General features: G+C 58.6%; 18 protein-coding genes and 1 other RNA gene. 2 read left to right on the forward strand and 17 right to left on the reverse strand.

Translation table 11 applies throughout. The features are described 5' to 3' along the window. Positions 1–376 precede the first annotated feature (376 nt). Positions 377–664 carry an acylphosphatase gene (locus AC559A_RS06590; protein WP_028572207.1) on the reverse strand — a complete coding sequence of 96 codons (288 nt, stop codon included), beginning with the start codon at positions 662–664 and terminating at the stop codon, positions 377–379. Positions 665–1,064: 400 nt separating this feature from the next. Here AC559A_RS06590 and AC559A_RS06595 point away from each other — a divergent pair, with 400 nt between their 5' ends. Next, positions 1,065–1,691, forward strand: a complete 627-nt coding sequence (locus AC559A_RS06595) for a flavodoxin family protein (protein ID WP_028572208.1) — start codon at positions 1,065–1,067, stop codon at positions 1,689–1,691. A 241-nt stretch (positions 1,692–1,932) separates the two neighbouring features. Continuing rightward, entirely contained in the window at positions 1,933–2,874 is a 942-nt protein-coding gene (locus tag AC559A_RS06600) for a helix-turn-helix domain-containing protein (RefSeq protein WP_498816967.1), read from the forward strand. Positions 2,875–2,997: 123 nt separating this feature from the next. On the opposite strand, the gene cydB is transcribed toward AC559A_RS06600, so the two are convergent. From cydB to AC559A_RS06680, 16 genes are all read right to left on the reverse strand, one after another. Then, positions 2,998–4,023 (reverse strand): cytochrome d ubiquinol oxidase subunit II, encoded by a 1,026-nt coding sequence (gene cydB, locus AC559A_RS06605; protein ID WP_498816969.1) that lies wholly within the window; start codon positions 4,021–4,023, stop codon positions 2,998–3,000. Between the two features lie 61 nt (positions 4,024–4,084). After that, positions 4,085–5,461: a cytochrome ubiquinol oxidase subunit I gene (locus AC559A_RS06610; RefSeq protein WP_498816971.1), complete on the reverse strand. Its 1,377-nt coding sequence runs from the start codon at positions 5,459–5,461 to the stop codon at positions 4,085–4,087. Positions 5,462–5,513: 52 nt separating this feature from the next. After that, positions 5,514–5,933 (reverse strand): RrF2 family transcriptional regulator, encoded by a 420-nt coding sequence (locus tag AC559A_RS06615; RefSeq protein WP_028572211.1) that lies wholly within the window; start codon positions 5,931–5,933, stop codon positions 5,514–5,516. A gap of 116 nt (positions 5,934–6,049) precedes the next feature. Next, positions 6,050–8,809 (reverse strand): excinuclease ABC subunit UvrA, encoded by a 2,760-nt coding sequence (gene uvrA, locus AC559A_RS06620; protein ID WP_028572212.1) that lies wholly within the window; start codon positions 8,807–8,809, stop codon positions 6,050–6,052. Positions 8,810–8,878: 69 nt separating this feature from the next. Then, entirely contained in the window at positions 8,879–9,094 is a 216-nt protein-coding gene (locus AC559A_RS06625; protein WP_084031985.1) for a type II toxin-antitoxin system HicA family toxin, read from the reverse strand. Then, on the reverse strand, positions 9,087–9,293 hold the full coding sequence (locus tag AC559A_RS06630) for a type II toxin-antitoxin system HicB family antitoxin (protein WP_028572213.1): 207 nt from the start codon (positions 9,291–9,293) through the stop codon (positions 9,087–9,089). The genes AC559A_RS06625 and AC559A_RS06630 overlap by 8 nt, the downstream gene beginning before the upstream one ends. A gap of 42 nt (positions 9,294–9,335) precedes the next feature. Beyond that, positions 9,336–9,890, reverse strand: a complete 555-nt coding sequence (locus AC559A_RS06635) for a hypothetical protein (RefSeq protein WP_035261614.1) — start codon at positions 9,888–9,890, stop codon at positions 9,336–9,338. 60 nt (positions 9,891–9,950) lie between these two features. Further along, positions 9,951–10,811: a 4-hydroxybenzoate octaprenyltransferase gene (locus AC559A_RS06640; RefSeq protein WP_498816974.1), complete on the reverse strand. Its 861-nt coding sequence runs from the start codon at positions 10,809–10,811 to the stop codon at positions 9,951–9,953. 20 nt (positions 10,812–10,831) lie between these two features. Beyond that, positions 10,832–12,055, reverse strand: a complete 1,224-nt coding sequence (gene tyrS / locus AC559A_RS06645) for a tyrosine--tRNA ligase (protein WP_498816976.1) — start codon at positions 12,053–12,055, stop codon at positions 10,832–10,834. 14 nt (positions 12,056–12,069) lie between these two features. Beyond that, positions 12,070–13,629, reverse strand: coding sequence for a ribonuclease Y (rny, locus tag AC559A_RS06650; RefSeq protein ID WP_028572217.1), 1,560 nt, complete (start codon positions 13,627–13,629; stop codon positions 12,070–12,072). A 253-nt stretch (positions 13,630–13,882) separates the two neighbouring features. Next, positions 13,883–14,064: non-coding RNA, 6S RNA (gene ssrS, locus AC559A_RS06655), on the reverse strand. Positions 14,065–14,067: 3 nt separating this feature from the next. Beyond that, a complete protein-coding gene (gene zapA / locus AC559A_RS06660) occupies positions 14,068–14,364 on the reverse strand; it encodes a cell division protein ZapA (RefSeq protein WP_498816978.1) in 297 nt (98 codons plus the stop codon). A gap of 7 nt (positions 14,365–14,371) precedes the next feature. Then, entirely contained in the window at positions 14,372–14,548 is a 177-nt protein-coding gene (locus AC559A_RS06665; RefSeq protein WP_498816979.1) for a hypothetical protein, read from the reverse strand. 76 nt (positions 14,549–14,624) lie between these two features. Next, entirely contained in the window at positions 14,625–16,001 is a 1,377-nt protein-coding gene (gene glmU / locus AC559A_RS06670) for a bifunctional UDP-N-acetylglucosamine diphosphorylase/glucosamine-1-phosphate N-acetyltransferase GlmU (protein WP_498816981.1), read from the reverse strand. 320 nt (positions 16,002–16,321) lie between these two features. Beyond that, the gene (locus AC559A_RS06675) at positions 16,322–16,693 is read right to left on the reverse strand and encodes an amphi-Trp domain-containing protein (RefSeq protein WP_028572219.1); all 372 of its coding nucleotides are present in this window, start codon (positions 16,691–16,693) and stop codon (positions 16,322–16,324) included. A gap of 158 nt (positions 16,694–16,851) precedes the next feature. Beyond that, the gene (locus AC559A_RS06680; protein WP_498816983.1) at positions 16,852–18,057 is read right to left on the reverse strand and encodes a GAK system CofD-like protein; all 1,206 of its coding nucleotides are present in this window, start codon (positions 18,055–18,057) and stop codon (positions 16,852–16,854) included. Positions 18,058–18,074: the final 17 nt, after the last annotated feature.

Genomic DNA, 18,074 nt, shown 5'->3' on the forward strand with positions numbered 1-18,074 from the left:
TGTGTTAGGCACGCCGCCAGCGTTCATTCTGAGCCAGGATCAAACTCTCCACTTAATAAATCGCTCAAAATGAATCATGGCTATAAACCATAATTCGTCTCCCCCTCGCTATTTCATTGTCAAAGAACTCATGCCCGACGACCACGAAACCGACCCAAACTCACCAGCCGGAAGTGCTCGCCGCGAAACGACAGTATCTAAAAGAACTCCCCCGCACTGTCAACAAAAACTTTCTGAATTTTTAAAAAATATTTTTTCGCCAATGAATTCAGATGGTAAAATAGGCTCTTAAAAAAGAAAACACCGGCTCCATGGAGCCGGTGTTCCGTATTATCCTCGGCAACCTCAAGGCAACGAGGCCTTCACCCTTGGGAACCTACTGTCGAAGCTCAAAGGAAGAAAATGCCTTTTCATATTCGATCCACTTGCATTCCAGGTTTTCCACCTTGCTGAAGGGCGGGCCCTGAAGAAGATGGACACGGAATTTCTCAAGGTTCTCTTCGGTACCCTGGGCCAGGACTTCAAGGCGATCATCATGCAAGCTGCGGACCCAGCCGGTGACGGCAAGATTATTAGCTTCGTTCACAATCCACTCTTTGAAATCACCGCCAGGAATCGCACTTGCGGACTTGCCGGCAAAAACACAATTGAGACTTCGAGTCATTGTCGTCCTCCTGAAAGCTTAACGGTTTACCATACGAGTGAACACTGGTGGCCAAGGAACTCATTTCTCGGTTCGAGCCCTTTGCCTTTCAGCACATGACATGCCCTTAGCCAACGTCCAAAGCAATGTAAATCCTTTCCTTACGCACCTGCTGAACATCCCGCGCCACTTGCCCTTACATTGACAATCACCAGGCAATCATCGGGTCCATTGCTTCCCAACAAGCCAAAACCAAGCAACACCCTAAAACAATTGAAGATACACACAAGAAACACATCGCGAGATCAACCGAAACCGGACTGCTGGTCACGCAACTGGAAAAAGGCTACGTTTTCAATTCGCGCGTCCCTCACTTTACCTGTCTGGGCGCGGCAAAACAGACACAAAGGAGAATGAACAGATGAAAGCCTTGGCCGTAAATGGAAGCCCCAGAAAAGGTGGAAACACGGAAATCCTCTTGCGCAACGTTCTGGCCCCACTTGAGCAAGCCGGCTGGGAGACGCGACTGCTTCAGGTCGGAGGAGGAAAGGTCGGCGGCTGCATCGCCTGTTACAAGTGTTTCGAGAACAAGGATATGCGCTGCGCGGTGACCAAGGATGGCTGCAACGACGTTCTGACCGAGGCGTGGACCGCGGATGCGTTGATTTTCGGATCTCCGACCTACTTCACCGACGTCAGCGCCGAAATGAAGGCTCTGCTGGATCGCCTCGGCCTGGTCAGCGTGGCCAACGGCGGCGCGTTGCGAGGCAAGATCGGGGCCGCCGTGGTCGCTGTCCGTCGAGGCGGCGGGACGCACGTCTTCGACACCATCAATCACATGTTTTTGATGTCGTCCATGATCGTTCCAGGCTCGTCCTACTGGAATCTGGGCTTCGGCCTGAACAAAGGAGACGTTCTTCAGGACGCGGAGGGCCTGCAAAACATGCGGCACCTCGGCCGGACCATCGATTGGCTGGGTCAGGCCATCAAGCCGCACCAAGCCGACTTCCCGTCGACGGTTGGCTCAGGCGAAGAGACGACGGAATAATTGTAGATGTGAGTATCGATTAAAGATAGAGTAATACCGTTTCCGGGGTCGGAGTCGGAATCGGGATCGGGATCGAAAACGCTGGGATGTGTTCTGATTTCTTTCTGTTCCGATACCGATACCGACCCCGATTGCCGGAGCATGAACGGACGCAAAATGTGCTGAGTAGATACCCGGCCTGAAAGGCTCTACGAAACCAAGCTTGGCAACAGCGTGAAAACAATCCGTCTGGAGGATGTGCATGGACTTGCGGGAAATTGGAAAGCTTCTCAAGGAGGAACGCTTGCGGCAGGGCGTGGAACTCCCGGCCGCGGCCAAGGTCACCAAAATCGGCGTCTCCGCTTTGGAGGCCATTGAGGAAGGTGATGAAACCCCTTTGCCGAATCCGGTCTACATCAAGGGGTTTATTCGGAATTATGCTCGCTTCCTGAAGCTTGATCCATCAGTGATCGGCAACGCCCTGGGTGAGGTACGGTTCACGAGCGGCAATGCCATGTGGTCCCCTTCACAGAGCCTGCCCGTCGCCAGAAGGTCGTCTTCGGGGTGGAAAATCGGGGTCGCCTCCCTCGTGCTGGTCGTACTGGCGGGAGGAGGAACGGCACTGTTCCAGCTCCGCTCGGACAACGGAGCCACCCCCCAGATCTCGGACTCGCCCCCCATCTCATCGGAACCTTTGCCCTCCCAGCCTCCTGAGTTCCCAGCCTCGCAGCCGCTTCAAGAGCAGGCCGAGAACGTGGCGGCTCCACATGAAGCCTTTCCCGAGGCACCAGCCTCGCCGGCAGTTGCACCGGACCAGACCGCAGTTCAAGAACAAGCTCAAGACTCTGAGGAAGCCCCAACGGTACGCCCGGACATGAGTCTGCAAATGGTCGAACTGGACAATATGCAACTGACTCGCAGACCAGGGAACCTTCGTGCGGACTTCGAGATCCGCAATCTTTCCAACGAACTCATTTCCGGGTCTATCTCCGTATCCTTCCTCAGCAAGGGCGACCACACCGCTCCGGCCCTGGGCAACGAGGAAATCCCCCGGTTCAGCATCCGCAACTTCCGTCCCGTTTCCACGCGTCTGCACTTACCTCCGGATTTAAACCTGGACGACGTGACCCGGGTTCAATTCGTGGTCACGGACTCCGATGGCACGGACGTTCTGGTCAAGACATATCCAATCGACCGGAATTAACCCCGCAATCGGCATCGCTCAAAAAAGACCCGCCCTGGCTGAAAACTCAGCCAGGGCGGGTCTTTTCGATCCCTTGAACGGTTTCCACCGTCCACTTCAGGATGAAGCGTTGGAGGTCGGCTATCAGTAGGCTTCCTCGTACTCCAGATCCGCATCCGTGATCTTATGAGCAAAGGTGATATGCAACCACGCCTGGTAGGCGATGACCAGAGGCACGAACACCAGGACCACGCCCAACATGATCTTCAGAGTCAGTTGGCTCGAAGCGGAATTTGCGATGGTCATGCTGTAGGCCGGATCCAGGCTGGAGGGCAAAAGCGCCGGGAACAGGCCGATCACTCCGAAGAGGGTCACGCTGATGATGCTCACCGCCGAAGCCCCCCAGGCCAGAAGCATGGACCGCTTGCCCAGAAAGACGCGGGCTTGGATCAGCCCGATCACGGCCAGGAGCAGCACGACGAACAAGAGCGGATTGTTCAGGTAGTTATCGAAAAGACTGGTGGCGAAGGCGGTCATCACAAGGAAAAGGACCACCACGGCCATCAGGGCAAGCCACAGCTTCTCGGCCATGGCCGCGGCCCGGTCCGCGATGGGCCCTTCGGACTTGACGCCCAGCCACAAACTCCCGTGCAGGGAAAACATCAGCACGAACAAGACCCCGCCCAGCAAACCATAGGGGTTGAGCAAATCCAGCAGCCCACCTTCATTGATCCCCTGGGCGTTGAGCGGAATGCCTTGAAAAATGTTCGCGAACGCCACGCCCAGCAGCAGGGCCGGCAAAAAGCTGCCCGAGACGTGGCAAAAATCCCAGACCTTGCGCCAGCGCTCGCTGTCCACCTTGCGCCGGAACTCGAAAGACACGCCGCGCAGGATCAGGGCGAACAACAAGAGCATCAACGCCGTGTACAGACCGCTGAACAAGGCGGCGTACGTGGCCGGAAAGGCCGCGAAGGTGACCCCGCCGGCGGTGATCAACCAGACTTGGTTGCCATCCCAAAAAGGACCGGCGGCATTGTACATGATCCGTCGATCCCGCTCATCCTTGGCCAGAAAGGGCATCAGCGTGCCCATCCCCAGGTCGTATCCGTCCAGGGCGAAATAGACCGCCCAGAGCACGCCCCACAATATGAACCATGTGGTTTCCAACATATCGTTATCTCCTTGATGGTCGATTGGGTTCGAATCATGCCGACCGGATCAGCCGACAAGATCAGGCCGACGCTCCCTCGGGCCGCGCGGAAAAACCGGAGCCGGATTCCGACGCCGCGGTTTTCTTGTCCTCGGAGGATTTGGGCCCCTTTCGCCCATGATACATCAAAAGGTAGATGTCCACCGCCACCAGCAGCCCGTAAATCAGACCGAAAAGCAGCAACGAGAACCACACCTGGCCAACACTGATCCCCGCGGAAAAGGCGTCCTCCGTGCGCATGATCCCGTTCACGATCCATGGCTGGCGGCCCACCTCGGCCACGAGCCAGCCCAGTTGGATGGCGATGTAAGGCAAGGGGATCACCCAGGGCAGGACGCGGAGCAACGCGGGAGACGATTCCGGATTCTTGCGCCGGATCCAGACCCATGCGGCCAGTGCCGGGAAGAGGAACCCCAGTCCGACCATGGTCCGGAAGGAAACGAAGGTCAGCAACACCGGCGGGCGGTCCTCCGCGGGGAAATCCTTCAACCCTGTCACCTCCGCGTCGAAGGAATGATAGGCAAGCATGGACAAGCCGCCGGGAACGGGCAGAACTTCAACCAAATTACGTTCATTGGCCGGATCCGGAATCACGAACAAATATTGGGGGGCGCGGTTCATGGTGTCCCAGTGGGATTCCATGGCCGCCAGCTTGGCCGGTTGATATCTGGCCACAGTGGAGCCGTGATGATGCCCCTGCACCACCAGAGCCAGGGCGAAGACCAGGGTAAAGGGAGCGGCGATTTGAAAGGAACGCTTGAAAAAATCCACGTTACTGCCCCGAGCCAGATGCCAGCCCGAAATGCCCAAAACAAAAAAACCGCTGAGTACATACGCCGAAAAAAGGACGTGCAAAAACTGTTGCCAAGCAAAGGGGTTGGTGACCAAGGCCGCGAAACTCTCCAGCTCGGCGCGATCCCCGCGCAGCACGAATCCCGTGGGATTCTGCATCCAGCCGTTGGCCATCAGAATCCAGAACGCCGACACATTGGCCGCCAGGGCCACCAGCCAGATGCTGGCGTTGTGCAGCTTGGGGGACAGCCGATTCCAACCGAAAATCCAGACCGCCAAAAACGTGGACTCCAGGAAGAAGGCCAGGGTCGCCTCAATGGCCAGCAGCGAGCCGAAGATGTCTCCCACATAAGCCGAATACCGAGCCCAGTTGGTCCCGAACTGAAACTCCAGAGCAATACCCGTGACCACGCCCAGGGCAAAGTTGATCAAGAAGAGTTTCCCCCAGAACTTGGCCATCCGCTTGTACACCTCGTCCCCGGTGCGCACCCACTTGAACTCCATATACGCCACCAGGAGCGACAGCCCCAGGGTCAGCGGCACGAAGATGAAGTGCACAAAGGTTGTGAAGGCGAACTGCAATCGCGACAACAACAATACGTCCATTACTGAGCCTCCTTATTGTTGAAAATTCCAGACCGTCATATCGTCTCCGCCGTCATGGTCGGCAAGAGCGGTCAGCAACGTCCTTCAATTCGGACAGCGGAACGCTCAAGGTCTCCCGCAACCCCGCCCTGGCCTTTTGCCAGACCTGATGCACCCCGCAAAAATCACTTCGCCCGCAACCGTCCGAACGAATAATGCACTCGTTCAAAAAAATCTCCCCTTCAACCGCCTCGACCACGTCCAACAGCGTCACTTCCTCCGGCGCCTTGAGCAGCCTGTAACCGCCTCGCGCACCCTGCACGATCTGAATCAAACCGGCCCGAGCCAATTCCTGGGCGATCTTGGCCAGAAACGGGCCGGGAATATCCATGGCCTCGGAAATATCTCGCCGGGCAACAACCCCCCCCGTGCCCGCCGTGGTCAGGTAGAGCATGCAGCGTACAGCGTACTCTCCAGCCTTGGTCAACATCATGATTTGTGCGTCTCCATCCTGCAAAATAAAGGATAAATGAGATTTTTTTTGTCCTATATAGGGCGCACGAAGCCTTGTCAACAAGGATCGCGTTGAGAACCATCAGCGCGATCCCTTCACCGCATCTCTCGTAAAAACTGTCCGGTCGCCGAATCCGGGTCGTCCCGGATCTGTTCGGGTGTACCGCTGGCCACGATACGGCCACCGGCATCGCCGCCGCCGGGGCCCAGGTCGATGACGTGGTCCGCGGCCCAGATCACGTCCAGATTGTGCTCAATGACCACCACGGATGCGCCCTTGTCCACCAGGCGTTGCAGCACGTGAATCAGCTTTCCGGTTTCGTGCATGTGCAGGCCGGTGGTGGGTTCGTCCAGGATGTACAGCGTTCCGGGGAGGCTGCGCTTGCCCAGTTCACGGGAGATCTTGATCCGCTGGGCTTCCCCGCCGGACAGAGTCGTGGCCGGCTGGCCCAGGCGTAAATACTCCAGCCCGACTTCCTGGAGCACCTCCAGGCGGCGCTCCAGAGCCGTGTAATTGGTGAAGAAGCGGCGGGCCTCGGCCACGGTCAGGTCCAGAACCTGGGCAATGTTCAGGCCCTTGTATTCGATGGCCAGGGTCTCGCGGTTGTAGCGCTGGCCGCCGCAGACCTCGCAGGTCACGAACACGTCCGGCAGGAAATGCATTTCCACCCGGATCTGCCCGTCCCCCTGGCAGGCCTCGCAGCGGCCTCCGGGTACGTTGAAGCTGAACCGCCCCGGAGCGTAGCCACGTTTGCGGGCTTCCACCGTGGTGGAAAAAATCTTGCGGATCTCGTCGAACACCTTGGTGTAAGTGGCCGGATTGGAGCGGGGCGTCCGGCCAATGGGAGTCTGATCAATGGCGATGACTTTTTCCACCCGCTCCAGGCCTTCGATCCCCCCGATCTTGCCCGGCGTGTCCACTTTGATCCCTCTGGCCAAGGCGATGTGCTTGTACAGAGAATCCACAACCAGGGAACTTTTGCCCGACCCGGAAACGCCGGTCACGCAGACCAGAGCGGCCAAGGGGATGGTGCAGTCCAGGTCGCGCAGATTGTTCGTGCGCACCTCGTGCAGCGCCAAAGCGTCTTTGCCTTTTCGACGTTTTTCAGGTCCGGCGATAACGAGATCCCCCCGCAAATACTTCCCGGTCAGGGAATCCTCGTGGCGCAGCAGCCCGTCCACCGTGCCGTGGAAGACCAACTCGCCCCCCAGGGCTCCGGATCCGGGCCCCAGTTCCAGGACATGATCCGCGGCCCGGATCGTGGCCTCGTCGTGCTCCACCACCAGCACCGTGTTGCCCCGCTCCTGCAAGTCCCGCAACGATGCCAGCAACCGGGCATTGTCCCGAGGATGCAGCCCGATGCTCGGCTCGTCCAGGACATAGGTCACGCCCACCAGGCCGGAGCCCAGTTGTCCGGCCAGCCGGATGCGCTGCGCCTCTCCCCCGGAGAGCGTGGACATGGTCCGAGCCAGGCTCAGGTAATCCAGCCCCACCCGGACCAAAAAATCCAGCCGGTGGACCAGTTCCTTGAGCAGCGGGCCGGCGATCAGTTCCTGCTGTCCGGTAAACCGCCGATCACGCAGCCATTCCAAGGCTCGAACCACGGGCAGGCCGCAAAACTCATGAATGTTCAGCCCCTCGACCCGGACGGCCAGGGCCTCGGGCTTCAAGCGAGCGCCCCCGCAAGCAGGGCAGGGCCGATTCTGTCGGAACCGGGACAGTTCGTCCCGCCAGACCGGTCCCAGCACCTGATGCCCCCGGTCCAGAAGCGGAACCACCCCTTCCCAGGATACGCTCGCATCACCCTGGAACAGGGCTTCCCAGGCTTGCGGCGAATACTCGGCCAGTGCCGTATCCAAGGTGAACCCATGCACCCGCCCCAGCTGTTGCAATCCGTCGGCATACCTGGCCAAGGCCGTCGCCTTGCGCCACGGAATGATCCCGCCTTGGCGCAGGCTCAAACCCTTGTTCGGGGCCAGCAGGTCCGGTTCAAAGTACTCCACGCTGCCGATGCCCGAACACGTCGGACAGGCTCCCTGGGGACTGTTGAAGGAAAACAGTTGCGGCGAAAGAGGCGGCAGACTGATATCGCACCGGGTGCACACCGAAGTGGTGCTGAAGACCATCTCCTCTCCGTCCACGATCTGAATGGAAATCCGGCCCTTGCCGTACTTCAGGGCCAGCTCCAAAGAATCCGCGAGGCGGTGGCGGATCTCCGGACCGGCCACCAGGCGGTCCACCACTAGTTCCAGGGTGTGGCGTTGATTCTTGGTGATCTCCGGAAGCGGCTCCAACGGCAGCACCGCCCCGTCCACCCGCACCCGCACGAACCCCTGGGCCTTCAGCTTGCGCATCAGATCCTGCTGCGTGCCTTTCTGGTTTTCCACCAGGGGGGCCAGAAGCAAAAACTTTGTCTTTGTCGGCAACCCCAGAACAGCCTGGATGATTTCATCCTGGCTGCGCGCCTCAATGGCTTGCCCGCACTTCGGACAGCTCATCCGGCCCAACCGGGCGTAGAACACCCGCAAGTAGTCATGGACCTCGGTCACCGTGCCCACGGTGGACCTGGGATTGCGGGTCAGGGTCTGCTGCTCCAGGGAGATGGCCGGCGACAGCCCCTCGATCTTGTCCACCTGGGGCTTGTCCAGTTGCGGCAGGAACTGCCGGGCGTAGGCCGATAGCGACTCCACGTAGCGGCGCTGCCCTTCGGCATAGATAATGTCGAAAGCCAGGGTGGACTTGCCCGAACCGGACGGCCCGCACACCACCACCAGCTTGTCCCGCGGAATGTCCAAAGACAGATTCTTCAGGTTATGCTGGCGGGCACCTTGGATATGAATAACGGATTCAGCCATAAGAGAATAAAAAAGGCCCGCGAGGGGCCTTGTTGGTAAAATTTATCGAGATCCACCGTCAAATGCCGTTTACAACGTCGCCATAAACTCATCTGAAGAAACTCCGGCCTGACGTAAAACCCCGGCAAGGGTTCCGGTCTTGATTTCCTTGTGCAACGGCACCACACAACCTCGGGCATCACGCCTTATGACCACATGGCTTCCAGACTGACGCATGACTTCAAACCCAAGGCGTCCAAGGGCCCGGACGACATCCGCGCCGGAAACGCGAGGCAATTTAGGCATTCACGGGTACGTTGAACGTCGTGACAAGTGGATGGCCATGAAGCGGAGAAGAAAACTCATCCAGATACAACGCCGTGGCTTCTTTCAGGTTCTCAATCGCCTCTTCCACGGTTTCTCCCTGAGTCGTCGTCCCTGTTTCCGGGTTGAGCGCAACATACCCACCCTCTTCGGCCGGTGTAAGCACCGCGGTCAGTTCCACTTCGTCCTCCTGGAGGAATCAAGTTTCAAGCCTTTGAAAAGATCACCCAAACGAGCGCTCGAACAACTCCGCCACGGCTTTCTTTCCGTTCTCTTCCAAAAACCGTGTCCCCGTCCCGGTAAAATGGATGTTTGCGATGGTCGGGGTGTCCTGGGAATGCCAGGCGGCTTGCTCCCAGCGGAACCAGCCGTTTTTGGCCTGGTCGAAGACAAAGAGCGGCTTGTTGCAGATTTTGGCGAACTCAGCGCCCCAGCCGGTACCGCCCTTGACCGTGCCGTCTTCCTGGATGCTGCCGATGACGTAGATTTCCATGCCGTTATTGACCTGATACCAGATGGTCTGCAGGACTTTGCGCATGATCGGCGCGTTGGAGTAGGTTCGGTTCAGCAGGCGGGAGACATAGGTCATGCTGACGTCCCCCCGGCGCAATTCCTCCTGGGTCAGGACCCGCATGCCCCGGGTCCGGGAGATCTGGTGGCCTTCAAAGGTGAAATTCACTTCCGCGACCCCAAACCGCTCAGCCATGGCCCCGAATTCCGCCTCCGCGCCCGTAGCGCCGCCACTGTACAGCGTGCAATCCCCTGCATTCAATTTCATAATATCTCCTTTTCATCCGGTAATTGAAGCATATTCATAAATCCGCACCAGCAGATCATCTCAAAACGCAAGATCCAGCAATACTCCGAAAAACAATAACGCCGCCACCACGCCGTTCAAGGTAAAAAACGACATATTCAGCCGGCTGAGGTCCCTGGAGGAGATGAGGCGATGTTCCCAGAACAGAACCGCGGCGACAATAGCCCAGGCCAACAGGTACACCCAGCCCAGGGATGCGGCAAGGCCGGCCAGCAGAAAAAACAGGGCCGCCTGGACGTGGCTGAACCCGGCCAGGGCAAAGGCCGTCTCCAGGCCGAAGGCGGCGGGAACGGAATGCAGGCCGTGGGATCGGTCGAACTCCACGTCCTGAGCCGCGTAAAAAATATCAAATCCGGCCACCCAGAACAGCACGCCGAAAAACAAAAGCACAGCCGGAAGCGCGAACTGGGGATCAACGGCGATCCATCCGGCCACGGGGGCCAGCCCCAGGACCGAGCCCAGAAAGAAATGGCACAACCAGGTGAAGCGCTTGGTCAGGCTGTAGGCCGCGGACCAGAGCAGGGCCGGGACGGCCAGGAGCAGGCACAGGGTGTTCAAGCCCGCACAGGCCAACACGAAAACCAGGGCCGTGCCCAGGGCGAAAAAGGACGTGAACCGGACGCTCAGCTCTCCGGTCACCAGTTGACGAGACTGGGTCCGGGGATTGAGGCGGTCGTAGCGCAGATCCAGAATGCGGTTCATGGCCATGGCAAAGGAACGGACCATGACCATGGCTAAAGTCAGCAACAGAAACACCCGCCACCCCGGCCAGCCGCCGGCCGCCAGGAACGCGCCGGAGTAGGCGAACGGCAGGGCGAAAACCGAGTGTTCGATCTTGACCATGGCCAAGACCATCCGCAATCGATGCCAGAAGATGTTCATAATGATACGTTGAATGACATTTACCTGACGACAACCCGCATAAACCGCTTCTTCCCGACCTTCAGCACGTACTCTCCCGGCTCCAGAACCTGCTCGGGATCATGGAGCTTCTCGCCGTCCACGGTGCAGGCTCCCTGGCGGCAGAGGCGCTTGGCCTCGGCTCGGGACGGGCACAGGTCCGCCGCGTCCAAAATGGCCAGGAGCCGGCTTTCAGGGCCGTGAGTCGCCTGGAAAACATCCATGTCCTCGGGGTTTTCCTTTCTGGCGAAGACCCGCTCAAAGGCGTCCTGGGCGGCCCGTGCCTGTTCCGCGCCATGAAACCGGGTCGTCAGCTCCAGGGCCAGCTCGACCTTGGCCTGCTTGGGATGCAGCCGACCCTGGTCCACGTCGTCGCGCAACGTGGCCACCTCGGCCAGAGAGCGGTCGGACAGCAGCTCGTAGTAGCGCCACATCAGCTGATCCGAGACGGACATCACCTTGCCGAACATGTCCCCGGCCGGCTCCTCGATACCGATGTAATTACCCAGCGACTTGCTCATTTTCTGCACGCCGTCCAAACCTTCCAGGATCGGCACGGTCAGAATCACCTGGGGCTCCTGGCCGTAGTCACGCTGCAACGTCCGCCCCATGAGCAGGTTGAACTTCTGATCCGTTCCGCCCAGTTCCACGTCCGCCCGCAGGGCCACGGAATCGTAGCCCTGGACCAGGGGATAGAGAAACTCGTGGATGGCGATGGGCTTGCCCGATGCGTAACGATTGGAAAAGTCCTCCCGCTCCAGCATCCGGGCCACGGTGTAGTGTGAGCAGAGCCGGACGAAATCCGCCGCGTTGAAGGCGTCCATCCAGTGCGAATTGAAGGCCACCGTGGTCCTGTCCGGATCGAGAATCTTGAACACCTGGCGTTTGTAAGTCTCGGCGTTGGCCAGGACAGCTTCCCGGGTCAGGGTCTTGCGGGTTTCGGACTTGCCCGAAGGGTCGCCGATCATGCCGGTGAAGTCCCCGATCAGGAAGATGACGTCATGGCCCTGATCCTGGAAATGCTTCAGCTTTTGAATCAGTACCGTGTGGCCCAAGTGGATGTCCGGGGCCGTGGGGTCGAATCCGGCCTTGACCCGCAGGGGCTTGCCCCGGCCGATCTTGGTCTTCAGTTCTTCCAGGTCGATGATCTCCACCGTGCCGCGTTGAATTTGCTCCAGCTCGGCCTTGGTCACCACCCTCTTGGAGCACTCTTCCTTGCAACTCATGTCATGGCCTTTCATTATTTGGCATACCCCACCGCCCGCCGCTCACGGATCACGGTAACCCGAATTTGTCCGGGGTAGGTCAGATTCTGCTCAATCTTCTTGGTCAGATCATTGCACAACAAAAACGTCTTGTCGTCGTCCACCAGATCCGACTCCACGACGACCCGCAGCTCGCGCCCGGCCTGAATGGCGAACGCTTTGGACACGCCTTCCATGCCCGTGGCCATGCCTTCCAGATCCTCCAAGCGCTTGACGTAATTTTCCAACAGCTCCTTGCGCGCCCCGGGCCGGGCTCCGGAAAGGCCGTCTGCCGCCTGTACCAATACGGCCATCACGCTCTTGGGCGGGACTTCCTCGTGGTGGGCGGCAATGGCGTGAACGATGTCCTTGCCTTCTCCGTACTTCTTGGCCAGATCCGCGCCGATGGTGGCATGAGGGCCTTCCACTTCATGGTCCACGGCCTTGCCGATATCGTGCAGCAGGCCGGCCCGCTTGGCCTTCTTTACGTCCAGGCCGAGTTCCGCGGCCATGATTCCGCAGACAAAGGCGACTTCCAAGGAATGTTGCAGAACGTTTTGGGAAAAACTGGTCCGATAGCGCAACTGCCCCAGCAAACGGATGATTTCCGGATGAATGCCGTGAACGCCCACGTCAAAGGTGGCTTGCTCGCCCCATTCCCGAAGCTTGACGTCTATTTCCTGCTCGACCTTGCGAACGATATCCTCAATGCGCGCCGGATGAATTCGTCCGTCGCTGATCAGCCGTTCCAGGGACTGCTTGGCCACCTCGCGGCGCAAGGGGCTGTAGGCCGAAAGAATCACGGTTTCCGGTGTATCGTCAATGATCAAGTCCACACCCGTGGCCGCCTCCAGGGCGCGGATATTGCGTCCTTCCCGCCCGATGATTCGGCCCTTCATGTCCTCGCTGGGCAACGCCACGGAAGAAACGGTTTGTTCGGTGACGAACTCCCCGGCATAGCGTTGAATGGCCGTGGCCAGAATTTCCTTGGCCTTGCGGTCGGCATTTTCCCTGGTTTCGCTTTCAAGCTGGCGCAATGTCTTGGCCGATTCGTGTCGGGCCTGGCTCTCGATCTCTTCCATCAGCCGCTTCTTGGCCTCCTCGACGGTCAATCCGGAAATTTCCTCCAACCGTTTTTGCTGCGACAAGGTCATCTCCGCCAGCCGTTCTTCCTGGACCGCGAAATCCCGTTCCCGCTGAATGAGATTTTTTTCCAGGAGAACAACCTCGCTCTCCTTCTGAGAGGCCTTTTCCAGCTTTTGCTCCAGCCGTTCTTCCTTTTCCTGCAACCGGGTTTCCTGTTTTTTCAGTTCGCTTTCCCGGTCCCGGTGTTCCTGTTCCTGCTCCTTCTTGCGCCGAAATATCTCGTCCTGGGCTTGCAGAAGGAGCTCCTTCTTTTGGACTTGCGCCTCTTTGCGGGCCTCCTCCAGAATCTTCCCGGCCAGTTCCTCGGCTTCCTTGACCTTGGTCCCGGAGATGTGCCGCAGGGCCAGATGGACCACGGCACCTCCGGCCAGCAGGCCGAAAAGCAGTATAAAAACACTCTCTATCGACATGGGATTCTCCCCTTTTCCAAATCATCTCGCCCATTCCAGCAATGGGCCGCACAAACGCTGTCGCACCCGCCATCAAAGGAACGAAATCGCCTGCATGCAGAGGTCGCCACGGGCGTGGCGTCATATGGGTCGGGGGATATAAAAAAGCCGAAACCGGGTGTTTCGGGGGAGGCTGGAAGGACGTGAACGGCGACGGACCGAGGACTGTGTTGAACGGAGAAATATCGAAAAAAACAACAGGCTTGTGTATCGATAAAACCCCGGAAAGCCGTGTCATGAGCTTCTTTGAACCTTGCTTTGCAAGGTGGGCGCCACTGTCCGGACTTTAGGCTCCCCAGATGACTGGGTCTGCGCACCGCCCGGTTGGAAGCGGCTCCCGTTGGGACTATATTGGCTCAAAAAAGTACTCGATGATCACGAACCTTCCAGGGGATTGAATTATTCCGACTGTGTATCAATATTATTCCCGGCAGTATCGTCTTGTTCCATCCGGTGAAGCAATTTTTCCAGCTTTGTCTCCAACTGCCCCATTTTTTTGCATGTCAGGAGATAATCATCCGCTAGACCCAGCGCTAAAAACGCCAGGAGTTTTTCCCTGCTCATATGTTTGCCCTGTGTTTTCAGCACGGCGAACCGCTCTTCGATCTCCTTTCTGGCGGCAACGACCTGGGCTTGATCCGCATCAGCCTTGAAGGCCAATTCAAACCCCAAGACTGATATGGTATGACTGGGCATGAGCAGATTAAATAGCCGCTTCTTGAATTTTCTTCAAGAGGTTGTCAATCCGACTCAAAACTTCCTGTTTCTGTTTTTTTTCCGCCTCCAGCTCTTCCCGGAGGCGAAGATTTTCATCTTCAACGGTTTGAATCCGTTGCAACAGTCGGTCAATTTTCTCTTCGAACTGAGTGAGTATGTCCATGCGTTTCACATATCCTGGAAAGACAGAAATGATCAAGAAATAATTTAACCCGGATGTTCTTTGATTTGAGCGCCGGCTATTCCGGCTTCCGTCTGGCGAAGCACTGCTGCTTCCCGCGGGCCACGGCCAAGGAGGCGTCAGGTACATCCTTGGTGATCACCGAGCCCGCTCCCACCAGGGCGTCAGCTCCGATCCTGACCGGGGCCACCAGCGCGGAGTTGCTGCCGATAAACGCCCTGGGGCCGATTTCGGTGCGGTGCTTGCGTTTCCCGTCGTAATTGCAGGTGATGGTCCCGGCACCGATGTTGACGTCTTCTCCGATCTCGGCATCTCCGAGATACGTCAAATGACTGGCTTTGGCATTCTTTCCCAGCCTGGCCTTTTTCATCTCCACGAAATTTCCGATTCGCGCACCCGCTTCCAGAACCGCGTCCGGTCGCAAACGGGCATACGGCCCTACGATGCAGCCCTCTCCCACGGAGGCTCCCTCAAGATGCGAAAACGAACGGACGACGCTTCCGGAGCCGATACGCGAATTCTTGAGCCAGGTATGGGATTCCAGGACCGCCCCTCGGCGGACATGCGCGGCTCCATACATCTCGCAAGGGCCGAAAATCTCCACCCCGGGCTCCACGACGACCCTCGGCCCGATGCTCACGGAATCAGGCAAATGGATCGTCACGCCGCCTTGCAGCAAGGCCTGAGCAATTCGCCGACGTAACGCATCCTCGGATGCGACCAATTCCAAGGGACTGTTCACGCCCATGCAGGCCAAGGGGTCTCCGGCGGCCAGAGTCCCCACCCGCAAACCACCGCGCACCGCAAGGTCCACGAGATCGGTCAGATAGTATTCGCCCTGTTTGTTGTCGGCTGAAATTTTGGAAAGCAGCGGTCCCATGGTTGCAACCCGCAACAAGTAAATCCCGGCGTTGATTTCGCCGGTGGGCTCTCCGTGGCGCTTCGGGTCAAAATCCTTGGCTTCGATGATGCCGCGAACCGACCCGGCGGCATCGCGCACAACCCGCCCGTAGGACAACGGGTCGTCCAGGGTTGTCGTCACGAAGGCCAGATCAACCCCGTCATGCATCATGGCCGCGCAGAACCGTTCAAGCATCACACCATCGATCAACGGCGTATCTCCGTTGATCACGAGACACCAGCGGACATTCCCGGCCAAAATTTCGGACCAAGCCGAGAGCACGGCATGTCCTGTGCCCAGTTGCTCTTTCTGCAGGATGAACCGCTCACCCGGAAACTGCTTCCGGACCAAGTCCGCGCCGTGACCGATGATCGTGTACGCACCCTCGCCCGCTAAAGGCCTGACGGCCTCCAAGACATACCACAGCATGGGTTCACCCAGCAGCGTGTGCAACACTTTGGGCTTGTCGGAATGCATCCGCGTCCCTTTGCCCGCCGCTAAAACCAAGGCTGAAAGTGATTGAACCGCTTGCATAATCATCCTCGTTGGCTCACAGAGCGTGGTCGCTGCAGGTCAAACCACGCGCCCTCTAAATGGCGCCGTCTCCCACGATTTCTCCAAAAGCAAAATAGCGGCTGAACCCAGCCGTTTTCCTCACCTCTTCTTACACGTGAGGTTGGCATCAGGCAACCGAGCAAACAGGTGTGGCGGATCAAGTGGATGCGCCCTACCGGGGCGCACCTCCCAAAAAAAGCGGCCCCCCGTATAAGAGGCCGCTTCGGCGTTCGGAAAGGATGACGAAACCGGCCCGGCAAAGCCTCCGGCTCACGCATCGTTCTTCCAGCGAGGCTCGGCTAGCTGCGGGCTGTCTTGCCTTCGTCGTCGGAATCCATGTCCTGGACTTCCGGCATTTCGATCACCGGACCGCTGACCGCGAGCGACGATCCTTCATTTTCGGCGTCCTGTTCCGGTTCATCCGAGGAAATACTCATCTCCTGGGGAACCTCCCGGTACCAGGCCAGCTCCATCTCGAATTTTTCCTTCCCTTTTTTCGCGGTAGCCTTGACCTCCACGTCCACCATCTTGTCCGGGCAAAGGGTCACGAACTGCTCGCCCTGTTGGACGCAGATTTTGCCCTCCTTCAAGGAATTCGCCAGATCCTCCAGATAGGTCACCACTTGGTTGACGTCCATCACGCCTTTCAACTTCACTTCTTTTTTCGACATGGTCGGCTCCTCTGATTGTTGGTTGTTGTTCCATTTCCCTGCAAGGGAGAAGTATAGCCGGTGGTTTCAACCACCGGATTGAGGCATATCATTGGCTTGAGTCCTGAAAAAAAGACATCGCATGCCGAAAATAAGTGTCGCTGCAGTCTTTCAAGTAATCAGATCAGGGACAACAAGCTCCGAATCACCCTGTCTCCGTCCAGGAGGGCTGCCGAGGACGCGCCGGGGTCGCTTCCGGCCAGCGGGATGCGTAAAACATCGACCCCCAGATCCCGCACGGCGGCCACGTCCACGGGCTGAGCGTAGCTCTCGTCGCGGGAGTCCAGGAGTACGAGGTTCAGCAGCCGCTCCACGGGCAGGTCGGCCACGCAGCTTCGGCGCAGGTAATGCAACAGGGCGGCGGTGTTGTCCGCCAGGGTCATCCCGAACTGTTCCGGGTCCATCCCGGCATTGGGCACGTAGACCTTGGGGCAGTCGTTCTCGGCGATGGCCTGTCCCACCCCCTCCGGGAGCAGGTTGGCGATCAGGCTGGAATAGAAGCTGCCCATGGGAAAGCAGATCAGATCGGCCTGACGGATCAGGTTGCGCACCTTCTCGCGGATGGCCACCCGAACCGGCTCGCCCCGCGTATCTCCGGAACGAATGCAAACCCGCTTGACCCTGGAGGTGATGGGCGGTGCTTCCTTGCCCGTGAGCAAATGCTGTCCGACGATGATCTCACCGTTTTCCAGTTCCGCGGCCAGGTGCAGATAACGGTTCATGGTCGGCCGGACCACGCCGCGAACCTCGGCCAACTTGGAAAACAGAAAGACCACCGAGTCGATGCGCCGTTGGCTGGTCAGGTAGCCGGCGGTCAGGATCAGGTTTCCGATGCTGGCCCCGCGCAGATCGAAATCCTCCGGCATCTTTTCCTGGAAAATACGCAGATAATTGCGGACGATCTTGCGCATCGGGTCCGGGATGCGCCGTACCAGAGCGTCCCGGCCCGCAACCAGCCGTTCCAGGCTGTGACGCAGTTCCTCCGGGGCGGCGCTTTTGGCCAGCCGGTGGGCGAACAGTTCCCGGACTTCCGGGTTGCCCTTCACGCTCTGGTCCGCCAGGGCCATCAACCTGCTGCGCAGATCCCCCACCGCGGGCATCCGGAAGGCTTCCCGCAACTTGGCCGAACTGCCCCCGGAATCCAGCGGCGTGACAAGATGAATGGAATTGTGCGTGTAGCGAACTAGCTCCCGGCTCAAGGGGTTCAATGCCGTGCCGCCGCTGAAAAACAACACCCGCGGACCCAGCTCCGGCGCCTTCAGGTACCGGGCCAGGCGCAGCTCATCAGGGATCAGCGCGGTACGGGAGATACGGATGTGTTGCACGGGGAACTCCCTCCTTC

Source organism: Desulfonatronum zhilinae (genome assembly GCF_900182865.1).
Lineage (GTDB): Bacteria > Desulfobacterota > Desulfovibrionia > Desulfovibrionales > Desulfonatronaceae > Desulfonatronum > Desulfonatronum lacustre.